Source organism: Leptolyngbya sp. NK1-12 (assembly GCF_032598965.1).
In the GTDB taxonomy this organism is placed as follows: domain Bacteria; phylum Cyanobacteriota; class Cyanobacteriia; order Elainellales; family Elainellaceae; genus Elainella.
In genome coordinates this window covers 829,098-849,131 of record NZ_CP053587.1, presented here as the reverse complement: position 1 = coordinate 849,131, position 20,034 = coordinate 829,098, and the positions used below count along the sequence as shown (strand labels likewise).

Genomic DNA, 20,034 nt, shown 5'->3' with positions numbered 1-20,034 from the left:
AGTTCTGTAAGAACTGGTCTATTCAGAAGCAATTGAAGGTAAAACTCGCTCAACTAGAATTGGATTTCAAACAACCTGAGTTGACTGTTGGCACGGGTAGAATTCTCTAACGTAAACTGAAGCGAAATTGGATCAAAAACCAATCCTTCAGAATTGCCAGAAGCTGAACAGTAGGGTTTATCTTGCCAAGCTACCGCAATCACACAGTCAAAATCGCTAATCTGCTCGACTTGAAGTGACATTGGTTCTCCTAAGTCAGAGGCAGCAGTGCTAATGCCTGGCTCTAACAGCGGTGTTTCCAAAGCCGTTCCTGAATCCGTATCGGCGACGATTGCCAATGGCGCTGGATTAGCAGCGGCTGGTTTAGCAACAAGACTGCCCAGGGTCGCGAAGGTTAATGTAGTGAGGATAGTAGCTGCTGCCATTTCTAAACACAACAGCTCAAACTCGGCAAAACGAAACAGTGGAAAACCGGATTGCTGAATCGGTTGTTGAGACATGATTGAATCCTCTAACGCTTGTGATTACCACAATAGAGAGACACAATCGTGAATACAGCAGGCTTCTCTGTAATCTTAGTTGCCAAATTAAAGCGACTGAACAACCGCAACCGGCAGGTTTAATTGCCGAAAACTGAAATCTGATGAAACAGATAGGACAATCTTTCAGCGGTTTTCACTCATGTAAGGTGTAGGGAACCTCATGTGAGGTGTAGGGAACGTGGGGGCTTCGCCCCTACGCAGGGGCAGTGCCCCTGCACCCCGTTTTTCGTACTTCACTAGCCCGAAAAAGGCTGTAGGACAATCTTAAATAGCTCAATCGGATGAGCTTGGAGAGCTGGAACTGTCCTAAGCGGTTTGGCTACTGCTATATTTTTGAAATACTGAAGAGTTCACGCTCAATGCTGTATTGAGATCGGTTTCGATATGTTAAACCTTTGAGACTATCCAGAAACAATCAGGCGGTTTGTATACTGCGATACAGAGCCACTCTCGGCCTTCACTGTATAGGGTGTACAGTTCATAAAAATTCTGCTGCTTCTGCTCGAAAATTATGGTTCAACATCAGCCGTCTGATCCTCCCATCGCCATCAGCACCATTCCTATTCTTGAATTTGATCAGGTTGGACTTGAGTATATGGTTGATGGCAAACCGAGGCGCATCATCGAAGAAATTTCTCTCGCTATTGAACCGGGGGAGTTCGTTTCGTTTGTTGGCCCTAGCGGTTGTGGTAAAACGTCAATTTTGCGGATGATTTCGGGATTAGCACCCGCCCCGATTGGTGAAATTCGCTATCACGGCAGCAAAATTACAAAGCCCTTAAAAAGCGTTGGTATCGCCTTTCAAAGCCCGATTCTTTTAGCTTGGCGCAACATTCTTGACAATGTCATCTTACCGTTAGAGGTAGTTCAACCCTACAAACGCGATTTTAAGCAAAACAAAGCTCAATACATTAAAAGTGCAGAGGCTTTGCTTAAAACTGTGGGACTGCAAGATTTCCAAAAGCAATTTCCCTGGCAGCTCTCTGGAGGTATGCGGCAACGGGCTTCGCTCTGTCGCGCTCTGATTCACCAACCCGAAATTTTGCTGCTGGACGAACCCTTTGGGGCACTCGATCCCTTCACTCGCGAAGAGATGTGGGGGATGCTCCAGGAACTGTGGATGCGGCTCAAGTGCACCTGCGTGTTAATTACCCACGATTTGCGAGAAGCCGTTTTCCTGTCCGATACGGTCTATGTGATGGCACCCCGCCCCAGCAGTATTATTTACAAACTCAAGGTCAATTTGCCGCGTCCCACTACAACTGAAATGATGTTATCGGATCAGTTTAACCATTTGGTGACTGATCTACGACGCCATATTCACCGCAGTTAATCTAACGGTTATGCTTTTGTCAAATTAATCTCGCCGAATTTTCCCTAATTTTACAACTCATTACAACTCAATTTATTCTTACGTTATTCCTCTTCAGCCAAAACCATGTCTCGACTTGAGAAACTGCTTCGTTCCAAATCCGCCGGGGTTATCCTGCCCCTAATTGCTACGGTGCTTCTGTTTGTGCTGTGGGAGCTAGCAACCCATTTATTCAAAATTCCACCCTACAATCTGCCTGCTCCTTCTGCCATTTATGCTGCTACGATCAAGCAAAGTCAGGCACTAATTGAAAATGCATGGCAGACTCTGATTACTACCTTGGGCGGTTTTTTCTTAGGAATTATTGCAGGCGTCATCCTAGGGTTTATGATTGGCTATTCTCGGATTGCCTACTTGATTCTTTATCCGCTATTGGTAGGCTTCAACACAATTCCTAAAGTAGCACTCGTACCGTTGTTTGCCCTCTGGTTTGGTATTGGTACTGTCCCGGCTATCCTTACGGCATTTCTGCTCGCCTTTTTTCCAATTGCGGTCAATGTGGCTCTCGGTCTAGATACGGTTGAGCCAGAGGTGAAGGATATTTTGCGCTCGTTGGGAGCGAGCCAAGTTGAATTCTTTCAGAAAATCGGTTTCCCCCACACGATGCCCTATCTATTTGCCTCGTTGAAGGTAGCCGTTTCGTTTGCCTTTATTGGTTCAGTGATCTCAGAAACCGTCGCTTCTAACAGCGGGATTGGCTATCTGGTTGTCAGTGCTAGCTCTAATTTTGATGTGCCGCTTGCCTTTGCTGGTCTTCTGGTGCTCTCAGCTATGGGAGTGATTCTCTATGCATTCTTTGCAATGTTAGAGAAATATGTCATCTATTGGGCGCGCTGATACTCCTTCAGCAATTAGGAATAACTTTTAGGCATTAAGTAGAACAACATAATTAAACATGAAACCCAAAGGGGGGGTGCCCAGGGATTTCACTCTCTAGGTTTAGAAAATGGGTGTAAGTGGCATGGCCTCACAGCCATTCTGTCAGACACGATCACTCCGGTCTAGACTCCTGCCCGGTCGGTCGGAAAAACATCCAATGGCGGAAATGGGGATGCAAATAGCCTACTGGCTGATGTGGCTGTGCTTCGTGTTCTGAAGCGATAGTTTGAGACTGTTTCATCAGATTACGATGCAAAAATTTCATGTGTATTTCCCCTCCTTTCATCTCAGACAGCACGCTTGATAGCCGCCTATTGCTTGATTCAGCGCCCAAGCAGCACCCAAGCAAGAGCAAGATTTAGCTCTTTCCGTCTAAAATCCATTCTTTTTGTATCTTATTATACAGAATAGCATATTTTTAGAAGAATTACATTTTCAGCACTCATCCTAAAGACAGATTTATTCCAGATAAGTTAGAGTTGCGAATCACAAATTGATAAAAAAAGAGATGGTCGGAGCCACCTCTTGAGCTGGATATAGCTGTATACTATTCAAGTCTAATTCAGGAATTCAAGCGTAAACGCTAGCTGTAATATAGCTTAGCTCAATGGCTTACGCTCAGAAGCAGGGGGCAGGCTACGTTCAGAAGCAGGTGGTAGGAAACTATCGTCGAATACTTCTTCAGGCTTGGGCACAGCCACTCCCAGCCCCTTAGCAACCTGCTCAATCGTCTTCTCTAAACGAGCCGGGTCAACTCCTCCTAAACCGTTTTTCTCAACTTCAGGAGTGACATACAGATCTTCAAGCGCGATTTGGAGACGCAGCTTTTCGGCGTTTTCGTCCATCAACGAATCTCCAGCAGCCATCACGCTTGCCAAACCAGCGGCTGGATCTTTAAGCGTGTCCTGCAAACCCTTGAAATAGGCGCTGAGGAACCCTTTGACGACATCAGGATTTTCCTGTAGGAACGACCTTTTAACGATGATGGCATTGCCGTAGAGGTCCAAACCATTGTCGGCATAGAGGAATATTTCCATGTCATCGGGGCTAGTGCCTGCTTTCACCAGTGAGGGAACAATGGTGGTGACAAATCCACTCACCGCATCCACATCGCCTTTCAGCAAGAAGGTTTCCCGCAGTTTTGGCTCCATCGTGACCCACTCCACCGAGTTGGGATCAACGCCGGACACTTGAGCAAACACCGGCCACAGCTTTCGAGGTGCATCTCCAGCCGGAGCACCCAGCTTTTTGCCTTCTAGAGCTTTCGGGTCGGAGATATTACTTTTCGTGAGCGAAACGATCGAGAAAGGAGACTTGTTGTAGGGCACTGCCACAGCAACCAGAGGATCGTTGGGATTCTTGGCATTGAACTCAATCATGGAATACATGTCGCCAAAGCCGATCTCGAACTGTCCTGCCGCGACCTTTGCCAGAGTATCCGCTGAGCCAAAGCCTCGTTCAATCGTCACGTCTAAACCTTCTTCACCAAAGTAGCCCTTCTCCTTCGCTATCGTGATCGGCGCATTATCGCCTTGTAGCAGCCAAGAAGGGTTGACTTTGATAGCTCGCTTCTCAGTGGGTGCTGTATTTGTGGCCGTATTGTCTCCAGCTGGCGATGGAGTGGTCGCCGACGGTTGAGACTGACAGCCGCTCAGCAGTGAAGGGGACAAAAGGGATAGGGAAATCAGGCAAACTAACCAAGTTTTTTTCATAGGACTATCCAGACGCCTAACAGCTCTAGGCAATAAAACATTTAATTTATAGAGGTCAGCACTCTGTATACGACAGAAAGGAACCGCAGGAATGTAGTTTACAATACATTTCTGTTGCCACTGAGGCGAATTTTTGCTGTAGTTTTCAGATCATAGATGTATGTGATTACCACCCATTTAGAAACCATAGTTGGATAATCCACAGGAGAACTGGAGACGTGAAATTCGCTGCAGAGGCAAGAGAGAAAATGGAGTAAAACTCACCTACTTAACAGCTCAACCACCACGCTTAATGCATACACACTTAACCTATAGACACTTAACCCATAGACACTTGATGTATAAAGTCTATCAAGCTAATTGAAGCGCTAAAGGGTATTAAAGCAACTCGGCTCCCAAACTATGGTATTGGCTAATACAAACGGCGTTTTGTCGCCTCCTTTAAAATGGTGCAGATTAGCATCGCAATGCAATTCAGGATTCGGCGATATGCGGTATTTTATACTCAGTATCTAAGAGGCTCTGGGGTCTTTGCTGCTAGTCAGCATTAAGTGCTTTTGAGGTATTTACGAGTCGATCAGCTTGACCTTTAGGTTGGAGCTGCTGCAGTAAGTACTCAGACTGATATCAGACTGACATGAGTCTGATGTGGTGTGATTAATTTTCAGTTTTAGGTGTGAGGAATAATGACAAATATAATGGGGTGGAAATGGTTGGTGTTAGTGCCTGCCGTCTTCAGTGCAACGCTTTGGGGACACAGCTCAGCAACCGCAGAGCCATCTGCTGAATCTGAGATAGCCATCGCAGCGCCGACCGAAATCGCAGAAATTACAGAAATTGCAGCAACAGAAACCGCAGCAACAGAAACCGTTCAACCAGCTGCGGTGTCGGCTGACGCTACACCAACATTCAATGCAGCCCAACCCGTGGCTCCGCAGCCCGCTCAAGTCGAGTTGCCAACGGTTAGTCCAGTTTCGGTCGTTACAGCCCAAGGGATGCCTCAAGTAATACCCCAAGAGATGCCCCAAACAATGGCTGAAACCCCTGCACCCGCTCCTAGCGCAACTGGCGCTACCAGCACATACAGCATCACTTCGGCAGGGCAGACTCGCTCGTTCCAAAGTCCTAATATGACTCGGTTAACCTCGGTTGACCAGCTCTCACAACCAGGTGCGGCTAGCCAACAGGGCGCAATGGACCAGTTGACTTCGATTACCCAATTGACGGACGTGCAGCCAACCGACTGGGCCTATCAAGCGTTGCAATCCTTGGTAGAGCGCTATGGCTGTATTGTCGGTTATCCAGACAGCACCTATCGCGGGCAGCGTGCTTTGACCCGGTTTGAATTTGCAGCTGGGATGAATGCCTGTTTGGACCGAATTAGCGAGCTGTTGGCAGCGTCTACGGCTGATTTGGCAACGAAGGAGGATTTAGCAACGCTGCAGCGCTTGCAAGAAGAATTTGCCGCCGAATTGGCAGCTTTGCGCGGACGGGTCGATGTACTCGAAGCTCGCACGGCAGCTCTAGAGGCAAACCAGTTTTCTACCACCACTAAGCTGTCGGGGGAAACGCTGTTCTACGTCGCTGATATTTTCAACGAAGAAGCTGGGTTTGATAACGAAACCGTCTTCCAGTACCGCAGCCGTTTAATCTTCGATACCAGCTTCTCTGGTACCGACCAACTGCGCGCCAGGATCCAAGCCGGCACATTAGAGCCGTTCAACCAACCTGGAAATGAACTGGGCTTTGGTGCCTTTGGCAATACGGATGGCCGCTTCTTCATGGATTTGCTGAGCTATCAATTCCCGGTGAGTGACGTTGCCCGAATCAATATCTTTGCAAACGGCGGTGGCCTCGATGATGCCACGTTTGGCAACACCATCAACCCACTCGACAACCCTGCTCGCAGCGCTATTACCCGATTTGGTCAGCGCAACGCTATTTACCGGACTGCCAGCACCTCGGCAGGCGCAGCAATCAACTTCTTCTTGACGGATAACATCAGCCTGCAAGCCGCCTACTTAGCTGGAGAAAACTCGGATCCCAGTCCGGGCAGCGGTTTGTTTAACGGCAATTACGGCGCTCTCGGTCAGCTAACGTTCCGCAATATCTTTGACGTAGTCGATCTGGCGTTTACCTATGTCAATGCCTACACTGGCACTAGCACCAACGCCGACGGTTCGATCACGGCAGGCGTACCGTTCGGTTTAGGCAGCCGCGCTTCTAGAGTCGATATCGACCGACCTGTGATTGCCAATTCCTATGGTATTGAAGCCAACCTCAAGCTCTTCCCTGGTTTCCAATTGGGCGGCTGGGTTGGCTATTCGGCAATTCGAGCAATTGGCGTGGGGGATGCCAGCGTTTGGAACTACGCGGGTACCTTAGCCTTTCCCGATCTGTTCAGTCGCGGTAGCCTGGGCGGTATTATCTTTGGCATGCAGCCCCGCTTGACTGGATCAGACGCCGCAATTGGCAATCGGCTGGGACAACGCAAAGATCCAGATGTGGGTTTCCACTTGGAAGCGTTCTATCGCTATGCTGTCAACGACAACATCGATATCACCCCTGGCTTCATCTGGATTACCGCCCCTAACCACAATGATGACAATAACGATGAATTTATGGGTGTGCTACGAACCACGTTCCGGTTCTAGATCGGTCAACCATACAACGGTTGAATTGGACAATTGATTGATGAGTTGAAGGGGCATACAGCCCCTTTTTTCCTAACATTTCACTGAAATCCAAATCGCATCACTGCACCTAGATATTCGTTGTAGCTGATCCGCTTTTTGCCAGCCTGATCCACCTGAACTAACTGATCTAGCCATTCCTTCGTAATCGGGAATTTGAATTCTTCGGCAATTTGTAGCGCTTCTTCTACCGAAAGCAGGCCGTTATGATTGGCATCAAATTCTCTGAACCGCTTTAGCAGGGAATAGTTTGGCTCAGCAGCAATCAGGAATTCTTCAAATTCAATGTATCCATCCTGATTTTTATCGATATATTGAAAACGCTTCAACAGTTTCTCTCGTTCTATCGCTAGAAAATATTCGAGGTATTCCTCTAGCGCAATCTTACCGTCATGATTACTATCTAGTTCAACAAAGGAACGCTTGATTTTCTCTAGCTTTTCTGACGGAACTAACGCTTCTATTTCAGCGGCAACTGTGAATTTAGAATCTTCAACACTCATGCGGCTCATTCAGGGATTCGAACAAAGGACCCTAGTATGATACTGCCTCCCCATCAATAGGACTGTGCGCTGGACAGCATCTGCCGATCAATCCCAAACCGTGCCTACTCAAATCCTGCATAGTAGCAGAGGGTCAAGGACTATATCTAATTAAGTCGAGAGCATAAGTCGAGAGCAGCTAGTTTTACAGCTTGCATCCCAAGATTCCAAAGTCTTGCGAAAAGCCCCTCTCGGCTTGTGAAGCACTGAATAGTAGCCTTACCCCCACACCACAGAGCAGAGACTATGCACAGCATCCCAGGAACCACCATTTCACTCCGCCAAACCACCCGTGCCTCCTCCCGATTCACCGCTCTGTCTGGTCTCCTCGTCCTGCTGGGCACAGTCTGGTATGCGCCGCAAGGACTCGCTCAACCGCAGCCAACCCCTCCAGAGGCAACGGCAGTCAGCGAGACCTGTCTGGATCTGGTCTACCAAAACGCGGCCCAGCAGGCCATTGTTACCTGTCAGCAGGCCATTGAGCTGAATCGGAGGGTTGGCGATCAGCGTTTAGAAGCCTACAGCCTGGGGAACTTGGGAACCGTTTACCTGCAGCAGCAAAACTATTCGCAAGCGTTGACGCTCTATACTCAGGCGCTAGAACTGGCTCAAACTATTTCGGATCCCGTATTGACGATCAAAGCGCTAGTGGCAGTAGGAACCACCTATTCCCATCTAGGAGAATTCCAGCAAGCCTTGGGGTTCTATCAACAGGCGCAGACCCTGGCAGCAGCGAGTGGCGACGGTCAGGCTGCCGCAGTTGCTTTTTACAATTTGGGATTAACCCATGAAGCGCTGGCCCAATACCCTTCAGCGATTGAAGCTTACCAAAACGCTATCCTCATTGCTCAGGAAATCGGCGATCCGATTCTAGAAGGCTATGCTGCTATCAAGCTGAAGCTCGCCTCTGAAACCTTAAGCTTGGAAACCCGGCTCCAGTAGTTTAAAAATCTAGTTTCTAGATATAGCTTTTTCCACTCTAGTAAGGTACGAGGGGTGTAGGGGCTTCGCCTCCACCCAGGGGCACGGCCCCTGCTCCCCATTTTTTGTACTTCATTAGCCTGGAAAAGGCTGTAAGCAAGATTTACTCTCACATTCCAGACGCAATTTGCAGAAGTGCTTTTTTTGAAGCGATTAGCTGTTTCTGCTATGGTGAACTCAAGAGTCAAACGACTCTTGTCCTAAAGCCCAAGGTAGATCAGTTGCATGGAACGTCAGCGGATTGAACAAATGCAGATGCGCCTCCGCTCTGAAGCTCTGAATCAGCGTAAGGAAGCTCTGGATGAATTGGCCGAGTTTCCCCCAGAGGTAGCCGTGCCCATTCTAGAGAAGCTGGCTGGCGAAAGAGATTTTGCGCTGCGGCGTTTAGCAGCAATGGGATTGGGCAACCATCGAACCGATGCCGCTTTCCAGGCCCTACAGCAGATGGTGAGTCAGGATCAGGACGCGAATGTGCTGGCCGAAGCCGCCAATTCCATGTTTGAGTTTGGCGAGGCGGCGATTCCATCGCTCCAGCAGTTGTTTGAACGCTCGGATCACTGGTTGGTGCGGCAGACAATCATCTCTCTGCTGATCGGCACACCTTACAACGAGGTGCTGCTAACAATGGTCCGCCAGGCCCTTGAAGACGACACCGAAACAGTCCGGGAAACCGGCATTTTGGCCCTCAATCAAATCTTAAAATCTCCGTTGCAGCCGCAGGCGCTGACCTTGTTGAGTGAATTGGCTCAGAATGCAGATTGGCGGACTCGTTGGCGAACTGCAACCGCACTGCACGGCTGTCAAGATCCACAAGCCAAGCAACTGCTCGCCCAGCTCCAGCAAGATGAAAATTATCGAGTCGTGGCAGCGGCCCTAGAATCGGCTTCTGCCTGAGGCAGACCAAACTATTTGATCTGGTGGGCTGGGCGGATCTGACCGCAACACCGATAGAGCCAAAACAGCAGTGCTGGTGGGCTAGTTGATTTCGTTGGCAGTAGCGTCGAGGCTGGAGAGTTGCCCGATGGGGGTTGTGCTGCCAATGGCTCTAGCGGATTGGGTGTAAACTGCCGCACCCACTGATCACAAATTCGCCCAGATCTAACGTATTATCTGGCGTAATCTAGACATACACAGCTTGTTCAATTGACTGAATCACCGAAATGGTTCCGCATAACAACGAACAGGCTAATATACGCAACCGTGAAGCATCTAGCCATAACATAAGGAACGTTCCAAAAGGCCGCTTAACTTTGCAGCAGCGTCATGCGGCACCATCTCAAGTTTCTGAAGCCAAACTCGATCTGCACCAGCGATTCTAAGGTTTTCATGCATTTAAACCAAAAATAATGTTCCAGGATAGGACGCTTCTTTACAGCAACTTCACATTAAGTTCATACAAACTTTATAATTGGGTATAGCGCTGCCTAGAGCAGTATGTGATACTGACTTCTATCCTCGGTTTGACTAGTCGTACTGAATCCACTGTTGATGTCCGGGACGAGAGAGTGCAAGGTTTTTATCGGTTTTTAGTTGTCTAACTCTCAGAAGGTGCGGTTCAGGAGCTTCAAAAATGTTACTTCTCAAGGTCTATCAGGCTAGCTCATCGCTTGTATTTGAGCTAAGCGCTTTGTGCAAGGCTTTCAAGCGGTTGCACTTGAGGAAGTGGTTTCTCTGAGTGCTAGACGAATTCTGGGACGAGACCTGTTCTTGTACCCATTGTTTTATCGTTCTATAGCCTTACTTTTTACTTGCTTCTTCTGCGAATGCACTGCTCCATAGCAGGGATGAGTTCCTAGAGTGAAAAGTCGGGCTGGAGTCTCCCTGATTACATCGGAATATCTACTCGACGTCACTCAACTATAAACTTTTGTTTGACTTCTAAGTTCTGATCCTATAGCTTCAGTCCTATAGCTACATGTATGGCTAGGACTATAGATAGGTGTAGCTAGAAGTGTTCTCTGTTTGTTTTTGCTTCGTAACCAGTTACACAACAGCACCTATCTAGTCGATCTAGGAATAATTTGACAAATAGATTTAAATATCCAAAATAGGCTGATATTTTGCAGCTTGTTCAAGCGAATCGTTATTCAACGAGCGCTTTGCAGATCGTAAAGCTGAAACTGAGCCGCGTGATGCTTCTTGGAATCAACTGAAGCATATTTTTTCTGTTTTCATGTTTTTCACCTGAGTTCTTATGAACATACAGTAGGACAATCTATGAAAGTTGCACTGGTTCATGATTACTTAACGCAGCGTGGCGGTGCCGAACGGGTATTTGAGCTGTTGTGTAAGCGATTTCCTCAGGCTGATGTATTCACATCGCTGTACAATCCCCAAGCGACGGTTGATTTGGGCGCACGTCCGGTTCACACCACAAATTTGCAAAGCATTCCCGGTTCTAGTAAATACTTCCGGCTATTAGCTCCCCTCTATTACCCTGCTTTTCGCGCCATCGATTTGCAGAACTATGATTTGATTCTCAGCAGTACATCCAGTTTTGCCAAAGCCGTGAGAAAACGTCCGGATGCAATGCATGTCTGCTTTTGCCATAATGTCACCCGCTTTTTATGGGATACTCAGGTCTATCTCCAGGGATACCGTGAGTATCAACGACTTTATCCCATGATCAACAGCGTGTTTCGCCACTTGAAAAAATTAGATGTCAAATATGCCCAGGAACCTGATCTCTATATTGCCAACTCTACTACCGTCGCCCGTCGAATCCATTCAATTTACGGTAAACAGGCAATTGTAATCAATTATCCAATCGATAACAGCCGCTTCTTCTTTTCCGATCGCAAGCAAGATTTTTATCTTGTGTCTTCTAGATTACTTAGCTATAAACGGATTGACATTATTATTGAAGCATTCAACTGGTTAGGTTGGCCCCTGTTGATTACTGGCGATGGACCAGAGCGCAAACGATTAGAAGCGATCGCCCTGGAAAATGTCAAATTTTTAGGTCATGTGAGTGATGCAGAACGAGCCAGCTTAATGGCTCAGACCAGTGGAGTCGTGGTGGCCGCTCTCGAGGATTACGGTCTAGTTCCAATAGAAGCCAACTTCAGCGGCACTCCGGTGATTTGCTTTGGGGCAGGCGGTGTTCTAGATACCCAACGGCCTGGTGTAACCGGCATCTTCTTCAAACGCCAAACACCCGATGCAGTCCAAGCCGCTCTGCTAGCAGCGAGCCGAACTGAGTGGGACTATGGCAAGATTCGCAACCATGCCCTAAATAACTTTACCGAGGAGGTATTCTTTCAGCGAGTTGAACAGGTGCTCAAGGATCTGGGCGTTGGGGCCACCCTGACCCCAGCCTGAAAGGCCAACATCGTAGGTTATCGGAATCCAATCAGGCAAACGAGGTTTTTGTGACTGTAGACCCTCTTAAATCTGCGGCTAATGATGAGCTTAGCTACGGGCAACTGTTTGCAGTGCTGTGGCGACGCAGTCTCTGGTTGGTTGGAACATTTGGGCTAATAGTGGGTACCTCAATGCTGATCACCTTATTCTCCAAACCTACCTATCGCAGCTCAATGCAGCTTTTAGTCGAGCCAAACTACCAATTAGGACTGAAGCGGAACAACGAACGTAATACATACCGAACGGACCGTCAGGATGAAGTAGACTATGCCACTCAATTGAATTTGATACGCAGCTATCAGTTTATGGAACAGGCACTAGATCGATTAAAGAGCGCATATCCAGATTTAACCATCAAGGAGATTAGAAAAAACCTGACGATCTCCCTGCTAGAAGAAGGTAAAGTTGAAACTAAAATTGTCGAGGTGGTTTATACCGATAACGACGATATTAAAACTCAGCGGATGCTAGAAGCAATTCAGGAGATCTATCAGGACTACAATTTAAAGCAGCAAAAGCTGCGGCTGGATAAAGGGCTAGCGCTAATCAATGAACAGCTGGAAATGCTGCGGCAAGAACTATCAAGCTCTCAGCAGCAGTTAGAGCGATTTCGGCAAAATCAAAACCTGATCGATCCAGAGGAGCAAGCAACCACCGTTGCAGAAGCACTAGAGAAGGTTTTGCAGGATCAGCGCGAGGTGCAGGCTGAATATCGGGATGCTCAAGCAAAGTATGCCAGTTTGCAGCAGCAGCTCGCCCTGTCGCCTCGCAATGCCCTGATTGCCTCTCGGCTGAGCCAATCAACCCGTTATCAAGAATTGCTCAACGAGCTTCAGAAAACTGAACTAGAGTTGGCCCAAAATCAGGTCATTTACACAGACATCACGCCCCGTATCAAATCGCTTCAGGAACGGCGACAGAAACAGCTAGAGCTATTACAACAGGAAATGGGACGAGTATTAGGAGCAGAAGCCAGTGCATCGGGCGAATCCTTGCTTACCGCTGGGCAACTGAGTAAGAACGATTTGGAGCTAGCTCAGGACTTAGCAGAAACCCAGTCCCTACTGGCCGGTTTAGCAGCGCGTCAGAGGAGCTTGGCCCAATCGGAACAGCAGTTGCGGCAGGAACTCAACCGCTTTCCTAGCCTAATTGCCCAATATGACCGGCTCCAGCCAGAAGTGGAAACCCAACGAATCATTTTGGAAAAACTGCTGGAAGATCGGCAGGAACTCAGCAATGATCTGCTGCGGGGAGGCTTTAATTGGGAAGTGGTGGAAGCACCCCAGCGAGGTGAACAAATCAGTCCTAAACCGTTACAAAACCTATTGCTGGGAGCCGTGATCGGCATTTTCTTGGGCACGATTGCTGCCTTTACACGCGAGATGCTGGACAATGTGATTCGCAGCCTCGAAGATCTGAAGCAACAGATCGAGCAGCCCCTGTTGGGCACCCTACCTGCACTGTCCAGCCTGCAACCGCATCACCGCTGGCCATTCCAAGCGGCTCCTGCCGTTCCCACAATCCAAACCCTATTGCATCCAAAATTCCGCGAATCGCTGGATTTGATTTACAAAAATCTTCAGATCCAGAATCCAGGCAAACTTCTGAAATCACTGGTCGTCACCTCTGCTTCGTTTGAGGAAGGTAAGACGGCCCTGGTATTAGGACTAGCGCTGAGTGCAGCTCGGTCCCATCGGCGAGTCTTAGTAGTAGACGCAGACTTTCGGCAGCCAGCCATTCACCAGCAGTTGGGGCTAACGAATCATCAGGGTTTGTCGATGGCAATCCTAGAACTCAGATCGGCCAACGACTTTATTCGCCATCTCGTGATTGCCGATGCCGAGATTGATGTACTCACCGCCGGTCCGGCCCCTACCGACCCCATGCGGCTTTTAAGCTCTCAAAGGTTTCGCGATCTGATGGCCACATTTACCGAACACTATGACCTAATCGTAGTCGATGCCCCACCCATCCTCGGATTAGTCGATGCGATTCAAATCGGCTCCTGCTGCAGCGGTTTTGTCCTGAGTGCCCGACTTCATCAGGTGACTCGTTCCGACTTGGCCCAAGCCACTGCCATGCTCAGTTCACTGAATTTAGTAGGAGTAGTAGCGAATAATGTCAAACTAGCAGGCGGCAATTCAGGTAGAACAACCGAGAGCAGGGCGCTGGCAGTCTCTTCTATACCATCAGAACCACTCAGACAAATACCACCACAAATCGATCAGAGATGAATTTCCAAAAATTTTGAAGACTGTGTAATCCCCTACATCACAAGCTTTGTCCTAGACCAAACACCAAAAGATGATTTAATCAAATGTTTTCAGTCTCGATCCAACATTGCAAATTCAAAATTCAAAATTCATACCTATAACTAACATGAGTGCATCGAACGTTCTACTCACAACCGCCAAAATTCTGCTGCTAGAAGCGCCTCAGTCATCATCCTATGACTTAAGCCATCACTGTACCGTTAAATGGCGGGATGGCAAGCTTTGGGTCAGTCGTGCCCAGTTTCAGCCGCAGATGCAGCTTCCGGCACTAGGAAATCAAGCTTGGCTGAAAAGCTGTTTGAATCGCTCGCCCGTCAAACTTATTTGCCTGGATCCGAACCTGGGAGAAGAAGCCCTAAAACTCTGGGCAGATGCCTGTAAGCAGGCTGGAAAGACTGCTTTTCTACGTTTGCCCGCCGCTACCGAACTGCCGCAAAAAGCCTGCACCTTGAGCTGGCGACTGAAACGCATGGTCGATTGGTTGGCAGCGGCCCTGATCCTGACGCTTCTCAGTCCGGTTCTGATCGCGATTGCTCTCCTGGTTCGTTTCACCTCGCCGGGGCCAATTTTGTTCAAGCAGTGGCGCGTTGGAGAGCGGGGCAAGCTATTTCGCGTCTTCAAATTCCGCACCATGATCGCCGATGCCGAAACTATGCATCACCAAATTATGGGCAACCAGAACGGCCTACACAAGCACCTCGATGATCCACGCATTACGCCCTTGGGTCGCTGGCTGCGGAAATATAGCCTGGACGAACTGCCGCAATTATTCAACGTGTTGCGGAGTGAAATGAGCTTGGTTGGTCCCCGCCCTTGGGCGCTGTATGACGCGGTGCGGATTACGGGCGAAAGCCAACGTCGGTTAAATGCCTTACCTGGTATTACCGGCGCATGGCAGGTGCAGGCTCGCTCGACGCTGCTCGATCTAGAGGCCGTGAATCAATTGGATTTGTACTATCTCACCTCCTGGTCTATTCAGCAAGATTTGAAATTACTGCTGCTAACCATTCCTAAAGTAATCTCAGGGTTCGGAGCTTATTGATCCATCTGGATGCAATCATTCATGCAAATTATGCAAAGAAAATTTTCGTCTATGCTACGGAACGGCATCAAAGCATCCCAGTTCTGGCAAGATAATCAGCTTGTCCTGCGAGAAGTCAAATACTTTCCCTGGATCGCGGCCCTATCCATTCTCTTTCCCTTGCTGGCTGCCGTTTGTGAAGGAATTGGGATGGGATTTCTGCTGGCGTTCCTTCAAAGCTTAGTGGGTGCTGCTGATCAGCCGTTTCAAACTGGCGTGCAATGGTTTGACATCTGGGTACTAGGCATCCACAAATCGGCAACCGAACGGCTCTATCGCGTCTCCGGGCTGATTCTACTCTCAACCTGGGTACGGGCCTGCTTTAACTACCTCAGCTATGTTTTCTTAGAGATGGCTCAGGTCAATTTAGTCGATCGGTTGCGCAAACGCATCTTTGAACAATTGCAAGCTCTGAGTTTAGGATTCTTCAGTAAATCGAATTCTGGCGAAATCATCAATGTGATCACGACCGAAACCACGCTGTTGCAGCAGATTTTGCAAACGGCAGGCTTTGTACTGACCAAAGGACTAGCGTTAATTGCCTACATTGTCGTTGTTTTGCAAATCTCCTGGCAATTGACGCTGATATCCACCCTGCTATTTACCCTAGTGGCTGTCGGATTAACCCGCTTAAACCGCATAGCTCGTGAGCGCAGTTTCCCAGTTTCGCAAGCCAATAGTCGGTTTACTGCAATTGCAATGGAATTTATCAACGGAATCCGCACGGTTCAAGCTTTTGCAACGCAAGATTTTGAGCGGCAGCGCTACTATCAAGCGAGTACGGAGGTGGTGCGGGCATCCACTTACTCGGTCATGGGCTGGGGCTTAGTTCGTCCTTTAGCAGAAGGCTTAGCTACCACAGTACTCGTCGGCATGATCATTGTTGGCATGACAGTGTTCGTCGCTAATGGCACCCTTCAGATCGCAGCCCTATTGACGTTTTTGTTCACGCTATTTCGATTAGTACCAGCAATTCACGAAATCAATGGTGGCATCGCTCGGATCGCCAGTTTGCATGGTGCGGTCAAAACAATTGAAGAACTGCTGAAAACTTCTAACAAACCCTACCTCCAGAATGGCAGACTCCCCTTTAGTGGCTTGCAGCAATCGCTCGAATTCATCTCGGTAGATTTTAGTTACGATGCCACCCATCCAGTTCTGCAAAACATTACGCTCACCATTCCACAAGGACAAATGATTGCCCTTGTGGGCGCATCGGGTGCTGGCAAAACCACCTTAGCCGACCTCATTCCTCGCTTCTATGACCCAACCGCCGGACTCATTCAAATCGATGGTATCGATCTACGCCAATTTGACCTAACTTCACTGCGCCGCAAAATTGCTGTGGTCAGTCAGGATACATTTATTTTCAATGCATCAGTCCGAGACAACATAGCCTACGGTTTAGCAAATGTTAGCGATACTGCCGTGAGCGAGGCGGCCCGTCTTGCCAACGCTCTAGAGTTTATCGAAAATCTGCCGCAGAGGTTTGATACTCAGTTGGGCGATCGGGGTGTGCGGTTATCGGGAGGGCAACGCCAGCGGCTAGCCATTGCTAGAGCACTCCTACGTGACCCAGAGATCTTGATCCTCGATGAGGCAACTAGTGCCCTCGATTCGGTCTCAGAACGTCTGATTCAGGCTTCGCTAGAAAAGTTGTCGGTAGGCCGTACCGTCATTGCTATTGCCCATCGGCTTTCTACCATTACACGGGCCGATAAGGTGGTGGTGCTAGAGCAGGGTCAGATTGTAGAGCAGGGCAGCTACCGAGATTTATTGCAACAGCGGGGAGTACTCTGGAAGTATCACCAAATGCAGCACGAGCTAGAGCCGATTAATCCAGTCTCATCCCAGGCATTACCACGATCGTAAACTTTTCTGCAACCAGGCAATCCACTCAGAAATTTATTTGCCAATTATTTGCGTGCAAAAGGAGGAATTGCATGAAGCTCTGTGTAGTCACACCCGGCGTGATCCGCGGCGATGGACAAGGGCGAGCCAATTACGAAATCGTCTGGGAAGCAATCCGCCAGGGGCATCAGGTGACGTTGGTGGCCAGTCAGGTGGCTCACGATTTGCAGCAACAGCCGCAGATTCGCTGGATCAATATTCCAACCAAACAGTATCCGTTGGCATTAATTCGCGAGATTGTCTTTGCTTGGCGCAGTACTGCTTGGCTACGTCAACATCGGCACGAGTTTGACCTGATTCAGGTCTATGGTACCGCCACTGGGATTGCTAGCGATGTCAACACCGCTCAGTTTTCCCACAATGCTTGGCTAAAATCACCAGTGCATGCTTGTCGTCAGCGGCGTGATTTCTATGGCATTTATCAATGGCTGCACACCGCTTGGCATGCTTATTGGGAAAAGCAGGCCTTTCGCCAAACTAAACAGGCCATTGCCGTAGCCGAAACCGTGAAACAGCAGTTGATCGATATTGGAGTCACGGCTGAGAAAATTGAGGTGATTTACAACGGTGTCGATTTAACCGAGTTTCATCCAGAACCCAATCCAGAGCGAACCGATCGGCGTCAGTTGAATTTACCTATCAATGTGCCTTTAGCGCTATTTGCGGGCGATATTCGGTTAAATCGCAAAAATCTGGATACCGTCTTGCGGGCTTTGGTGCATGTGCCCGGACTGCATCTGGCTGTAATTGGAGCAGTGGAGCGTAGTCCCTATCCGGCAATGGCGGTAGAATTAGACGTTGCGGATCGCGTTCATTTTATGGGTTTTCGCTCGGATATTGCCCAGATAATGCGAGTTGTAGACTTCTTTGTGTTTCCGACTCGTTATGAGCCGTTCGGCATGGTGGTGCTGGAAGCAATGGCAACCGAATTACCGGTGATCACAACCGCGATTGCCGGCGTAGCTGAATTAATTACCCCAGACTGCGGCATTGTTCTAGCCGACACAGAAGATGTAGAAGCATTAGCAGCCGCTATGCAGCGATTGATGGCCGATCCAGACCTGCGCCACCGCATGGGCAAAGTCGGTTACGCGATTGCTCAACAGCATAGCTGGAGTAGTAAGGCCAAGCGCTATATTCAACTGTTTGAAGATATGGTTACAAATACAACGAACCATCGTTTGACGCTCATCAGTTAGTAAGGCCAATTTTCTGAAGGCATCACGGAGCATAGTGTGAAAGCAAGAACAACTACCCATGCCTTACCTCAGTCATTCAGCTTTGGTCTTCAGCCAGCCGTTGGCTGGAGCATCATTCTCGGCTTTGTGGTATTCACGGCTTTATGTCTAGCTACGGGGTTAAGCCAGTTACTCAATTTGGCTTTTCCGGCAGGCGCTTTGCTCGTAGGTGTGTTGCTCTATATTCGCTATCCTATTCTTTATCATGGATTTAGTTGGTGGATGTGGTTTCTGACACCCTTTGTCCGCCGTTTAGTCGATCAGAAAATTGGCTTTATGGATCCTAGCCCAATGCTGTTGGCTCCCTTTTTGGTGGCTATGGTGACAGTAATTACCTTAGGGCGACACCTTCCCCAACTAGGACATCGAGCCGGATTCCCATTTATTCTAGTGATTGCGGGAGTAGCCTATGGGTTTCTGATTGGGTTGATTCAACGCCCTCCAGTCGGAGTCTGTCTGAATTTTTTGCAAAGCCTTGCTCCGATTTTGTTGGGGTTTCATCTGATGGCAAACTGGCGCAGCTATCCTGCCTATCGTCGCAATATCACTCATGTTTTTGTTTGGGGTGTTTTAATCATGGGCAGTTACGGCATCCTTCAGTTCTTAGTGTTGCCAGAATGGGATAGATTCTGGTTGATCAGCACTGAATTAACCTCGCATGGTAACCCTGAACCCTTGGCGGTACGGGTCTGGAGTACCATGAACTCAGTCGAACCCTTTGGGACATTCATGGCGGCAGGGTTGCTGGTTGTCCTCAGCACCAGCGGTGCCCTACAAATTCCAGCTATCATTGTTGGCTTTCTGGCTTTTCTGCTCACTGCAATGCGGGCAGCTTGGCTGGCTTGGTTGATTGGTTTACTCGCTCAGGCCAAATCGTTGAAATCTAGTTTGCAAATCCGCCTGCTTGCTACCTTTTTGGTGATTGCTCTGCTATTGGCTCCCTTAACTACAATGGAACCTTTCTCAGAAATGATTTCTGAACGAATCAGCACATTTTCTAACTTGAACAAAGATGGCAGCGTGGAGGCTAGGCGGAATACCTATCGCGAAATTGCTGGACAAGCAGTGACTGAAGTTGTGGGAGGAGGGTTAGGAGCAGCCAGCGACAGAGTCGATCGCACAGACGCAGATAGCGCTATCGATAGCGCTATTCTAACCCTGTTGCTCAATTTGGGATGGATTGGCACCAGCTTTTATCTCAGCGGTCTATTACTGTTAGTTTTTGCTGTTTTCCAAGGTTCGGAGGGGAATTTTGATCCGTTTGTAGCGGCAGCTCATGCTGCGGTACTGAGTGCCATGATTCGCTTACCTGTGAATGACCCAATTAGCGGAGTGAGCGGAGTAATCCTCTGGTCTTTTTTAGGTGTGAGTATAGCAGCGCGCATGTATTATCAACAGCTACATCAAATGACTAGAACAAAACTCAATAACAATCTATAGAAACAAA

At 48.5% G+C, this 20,034-nt stretch carries 15 protein-coding genes; 11 read left to right on the top strand and 4 right to left on the bottom strand.

Annotated elements, in window-relative coordinates; all coding sequences use genetic code 11:
- Nucleotides 1–53 precede the first annotated feature (53 nt).
- Nucleotides 54–500: a hypothetical protein gene (locus HJG54_RS31800; protein WP_316435765.1), complete on the bottom strand. Its 447-nt coding sequence runs from the start codon at nt 498–500 to the stop codon at nt 54–56.
- Between the two features lie 553 nt (nt 501–1,053).
- Here HJG54_RS31800 and HJG54_RS31795 point away from each other — a divergent pair.
- The gene (locus HJG54_RS31795) at nt 1,054–1,875 is read left to right on the top strand and encodes an ABC transporter ATP-binding protein (protein ID WP_316435763.1); all 822 of its coding nucleotides are present in this window, start codon (nt 1,054–1,056) and stop codon (nt 1,873–1,875) included.
- Between the two features lie 105 nt (nt 1,876–1,980).
- A complete protein-coding gene (locus HJG54_RS31790) occupies nt 1,981–2,751 on the top strand; it encodes an ABC transporter permease (protein WP_316435761.1) in 771 nt (256 codons plus the stop codon).
- 641 nt (nt 2,752–3,392) lie between these two features.
- Here the strand turns inward: HJG54_RS31790 and HJG54_RS31785 are convergent.
- Nucleotides 3,393–4,505: an ABC transporter substrate-binding protein gene (locus HJG54_RS31785; RefSeq protein WP_316435760.1), complete on the bottom strand. Its 1,113-nt coding sequence runs from the start codon at nt 4,503–4,505 to the stop codon at nt 3,393–3,395.
- A gap of 686 nt (nt 4,506–5,191) precedes the next feature.
- On the opposite strand from HJG54_RS31785, the gene HJG54_RS31780 reads away from it, so the two are divergent.
- Nucleotides 5,192–7,159 carry an iron uptake porin gene (locus tag HJG54_RS31780; protein WP_316435759.1) on the top strand — a complete coding sequence of 656 codons (1,968 nt, stop codon included), beginning with the start codon at nt 5,192–5,194 and terminating at the stop codon, nt 7,157–7,159.
- An 80-nt stretch (nt 7,160–7,239) separates the two neighbouring features.
- Here HJG54_RS31780 and HJG54_RS31775 read toward each other — a convergent pair whose 3' ends face one another.
- Nucleotides 7,240–7,701: an EF-hand domain-containing protein gene (locus tag HJG54_RS31775; RefSeq protein ID WP_316435758.1), complete on the bottom strand. Its 462-nt coding sequence runs from the start codon at nt 7,699–7,701 to the stop codon at nt 7,240–7,242.
- A 285-nt stretch (nt 7,702–7,986) separates the two neighbouring features.
- Here HJG54_RS31775 and HJG54_RS31770 point away from each other — a divergent pair, with 285 nt between their 5' ends.
- Together HJG54_RS31770 and HJG54_RS31765 are read left to right on the top strand one after the other, a co-directional pair.
- The gene (locus HJG54_RS31770; RefSeq protein WP_316435757.1) at nt 7,987–8,682 is read left to right on the top strand and encodes a tetratricopeptide repeat protein; all 696 of its coding nucleotides are present in this window, start codon (nt 7,987–7,989) and stop codon (nt 8,680–8,682) included.
- A gap of 264 nt (nt 8,683–8,946) precedes the next feature.
- Nucleotides 8,947–9,615 carry a HEAT repeat domain-containing protein gene (locus HJG54_RS31765; protein ID WP_316435756.1) on the top strand — a complete coding sequence of 223 codons (669 nt, stop codon included), beginning with the start codon at nt 8,947–8,949 and terminating at the stop codon, nt 9,613–9,615.
- An 11-nt stretch (nt 9,616–9,626) separates the two neighbouring features.
- Here HJG54_RS31765 and HJG54_RS31760 read toward each other — a convergent pair whose 3' ends face one another.
- On the bottom strand, nt 9,627–9,794 hold the full coding sequence (locus HJG54_RS31760; RefSeq protein ID WP_316435755.1) for a hypothetical protein: 168 nt from the start codon (nt 9,792–9,794) through the stop codon (nt 9,627–9,629).
- A gap of 1,144 nt (nt 9,795–10,938) precedes the next feature.
- Here HJG54_RS31760 and HJG54_RS31755 point away from each other — a divergent pair.
- From HJG54_RS31755 to HJG54_RS31730, 6 genes are all read left to right on the top strand, one after another.
- Nucleotides 10,939–12,042, top strand: coding sequence for a glycosyltransferase (locus HJG54_RS31755; RefSeq protein WP_036011148.1), 1,104 nt, complete (start codon nt 10,939–10,941; stop codon nt 12,040–12,042).
- 50 nt (nt 12,043–12,092) lie between these two features.
- Nucleotides 12,093–14,318, top strand: coding sequence for a GumC family protein (locus tag HJG54_RS31750; RefSeq protein WP_316435753.1), 2,226 nt, complete (start codon nt 12,093–12,095; stop codon nt 14,316–14,318).
- Between the two features lie 145 nt (nt 14,319–14,463).
- Nucleotides 14,464–15,399: a heterocyst development glycosyltransferase HepC gene (hepC, locus tag HJG54_RS31745; RefSeq protein WP_316435752.1), complete on the top strand. Its 936-nt coding sequence runs from the start codon at nt 14,464–14,466 to the stop codon at nt 15,397–15,399.
- Between the two features lie 30 nt (nt 15,400–15,429).
- Nucleotides 15,430–17,310: a heterocyst formation ABC transporter subunit HepA gene (gene hepA, locus HJG54_RS31740; protein WP_316435751.1), complete on the top strand. Its 1,881-nt coding sequence runs from the start codon at nt 15,430–15,432 to the stop codon at nt 17,308–17,310.
- A 71-nt stretch (nt 17,311–17,381) separates the two neighbouring features.
- A complete protein-coding gene (locus HJG54_RS31735) occupies nt 17,382–18,548 on the top strand; it encodes a glycosyltransferase family 4 protein (RefSeq protein WP_316435750.1) in 1,167 nt (388 codons plus the stop codon).
- A 36-nt stretch (nt 18,549–18,584) separates the two neighbouring features.
- Nucleotides 18,585–20,027 (top strand): O-antigen ligase domain-containing protein, encoded by a 1,443-nt coding sequence (locus HJG54_RS31730; protein WP_316435748.1) that lies wholly within the window; start codon nt 18,585–18,587, stop codon nt 20,025–20,027.
- Nucleotides 20,028–20,034: the final 7 nt, after the last annotated feature.

Excerpts from the sequence above, each read along its gene's own strand:
- HJG54_RS31800 (WP_316435765.1), bottom strand. The coding sequence starts at position 500 with ATGTCTCAACAACCGATTCAGCAATCCGGTTTTCCACTGTTTCGTTTT.
- HJG54_RS31795 (WP_316435763.1), top strand. The coding sequence starts at position 1,054 with ATGGTTCAACATCAGCCGTCTGATCCTCCCATCGCCATCAGCACCATT.
- HJG54_RS31790 (WP_316435761.1), top strand. The coding sequence starts at position 1,981 with ATGTCTCGACTTGAGAAACTGCTTCGTTCCAAATCCGCCGGGGTTATC.
- HJG54_RS31785 (WP_316435760.1), bottom strand. The coding sequence starts at position 4,505 with ATGAAAAAAACTTGGTTAGTTTGCCTGATTTCCCTATCCCTTTTGTCC.
- HJG54_RS31780 (WP_316435759.1), top strand. The coding sequence starts at position 5,192 with ATGACAAATATAATGGGGTGGAAATGGTTGGTGTTAGTGCCTGCCGTC.
- HJG54_RS31775 (WP_316435758.1), bottom strand. The coding sequence starts at position 7,701 with ATGAGTGTTGAAGATTCTAAATTCACAGTTGCCGCTGAAATAGAAGCG.
- HJG54_RS31770 (WP_316435757.1), top strand. The coding sequence starts at position 7,987 with ATGCACAGCATCCCAGGAACCACCATTTCACTCCGCCAAACCACCCGT.
- HJG54_RS31765 (WP_316435756.1), top strand. The coding sequence starts at position 8,947 with ATGGAACGTCAGCGGATTGAACAAATGCAGATGCGCCTCCGCTCTGAA.
- HJG54_RS31755 (WP_036011148.1), top strand. The coding sequence starts at position 10,939 with ATGAAAGTTGCACTGGTTCATGATTACTTAACGCAGCGTGGCGGTGCC.
- hepC (WP_316435752.1), top strand. The coding sequence starts at position 14,464 with ATGAGTGCATCGAACGTTCTACTCACAACCGCCAAAATTCTGCTGCTA.
- hepA (WP_316435751.1), top strand. The coding sequence starts at position 15,430 with ATGCAAAGAAAATTTTCGTCTATGCTACGGAACGGCATCAAAGCATCC.
- HJG54_RS31735 (WP_316435750.1), top strand. The coding sequence starts at position 17,382 with ATGAAGCTCTGTGTAGTCACACCCGGCGTGATCCGCGGCGATGGACAA.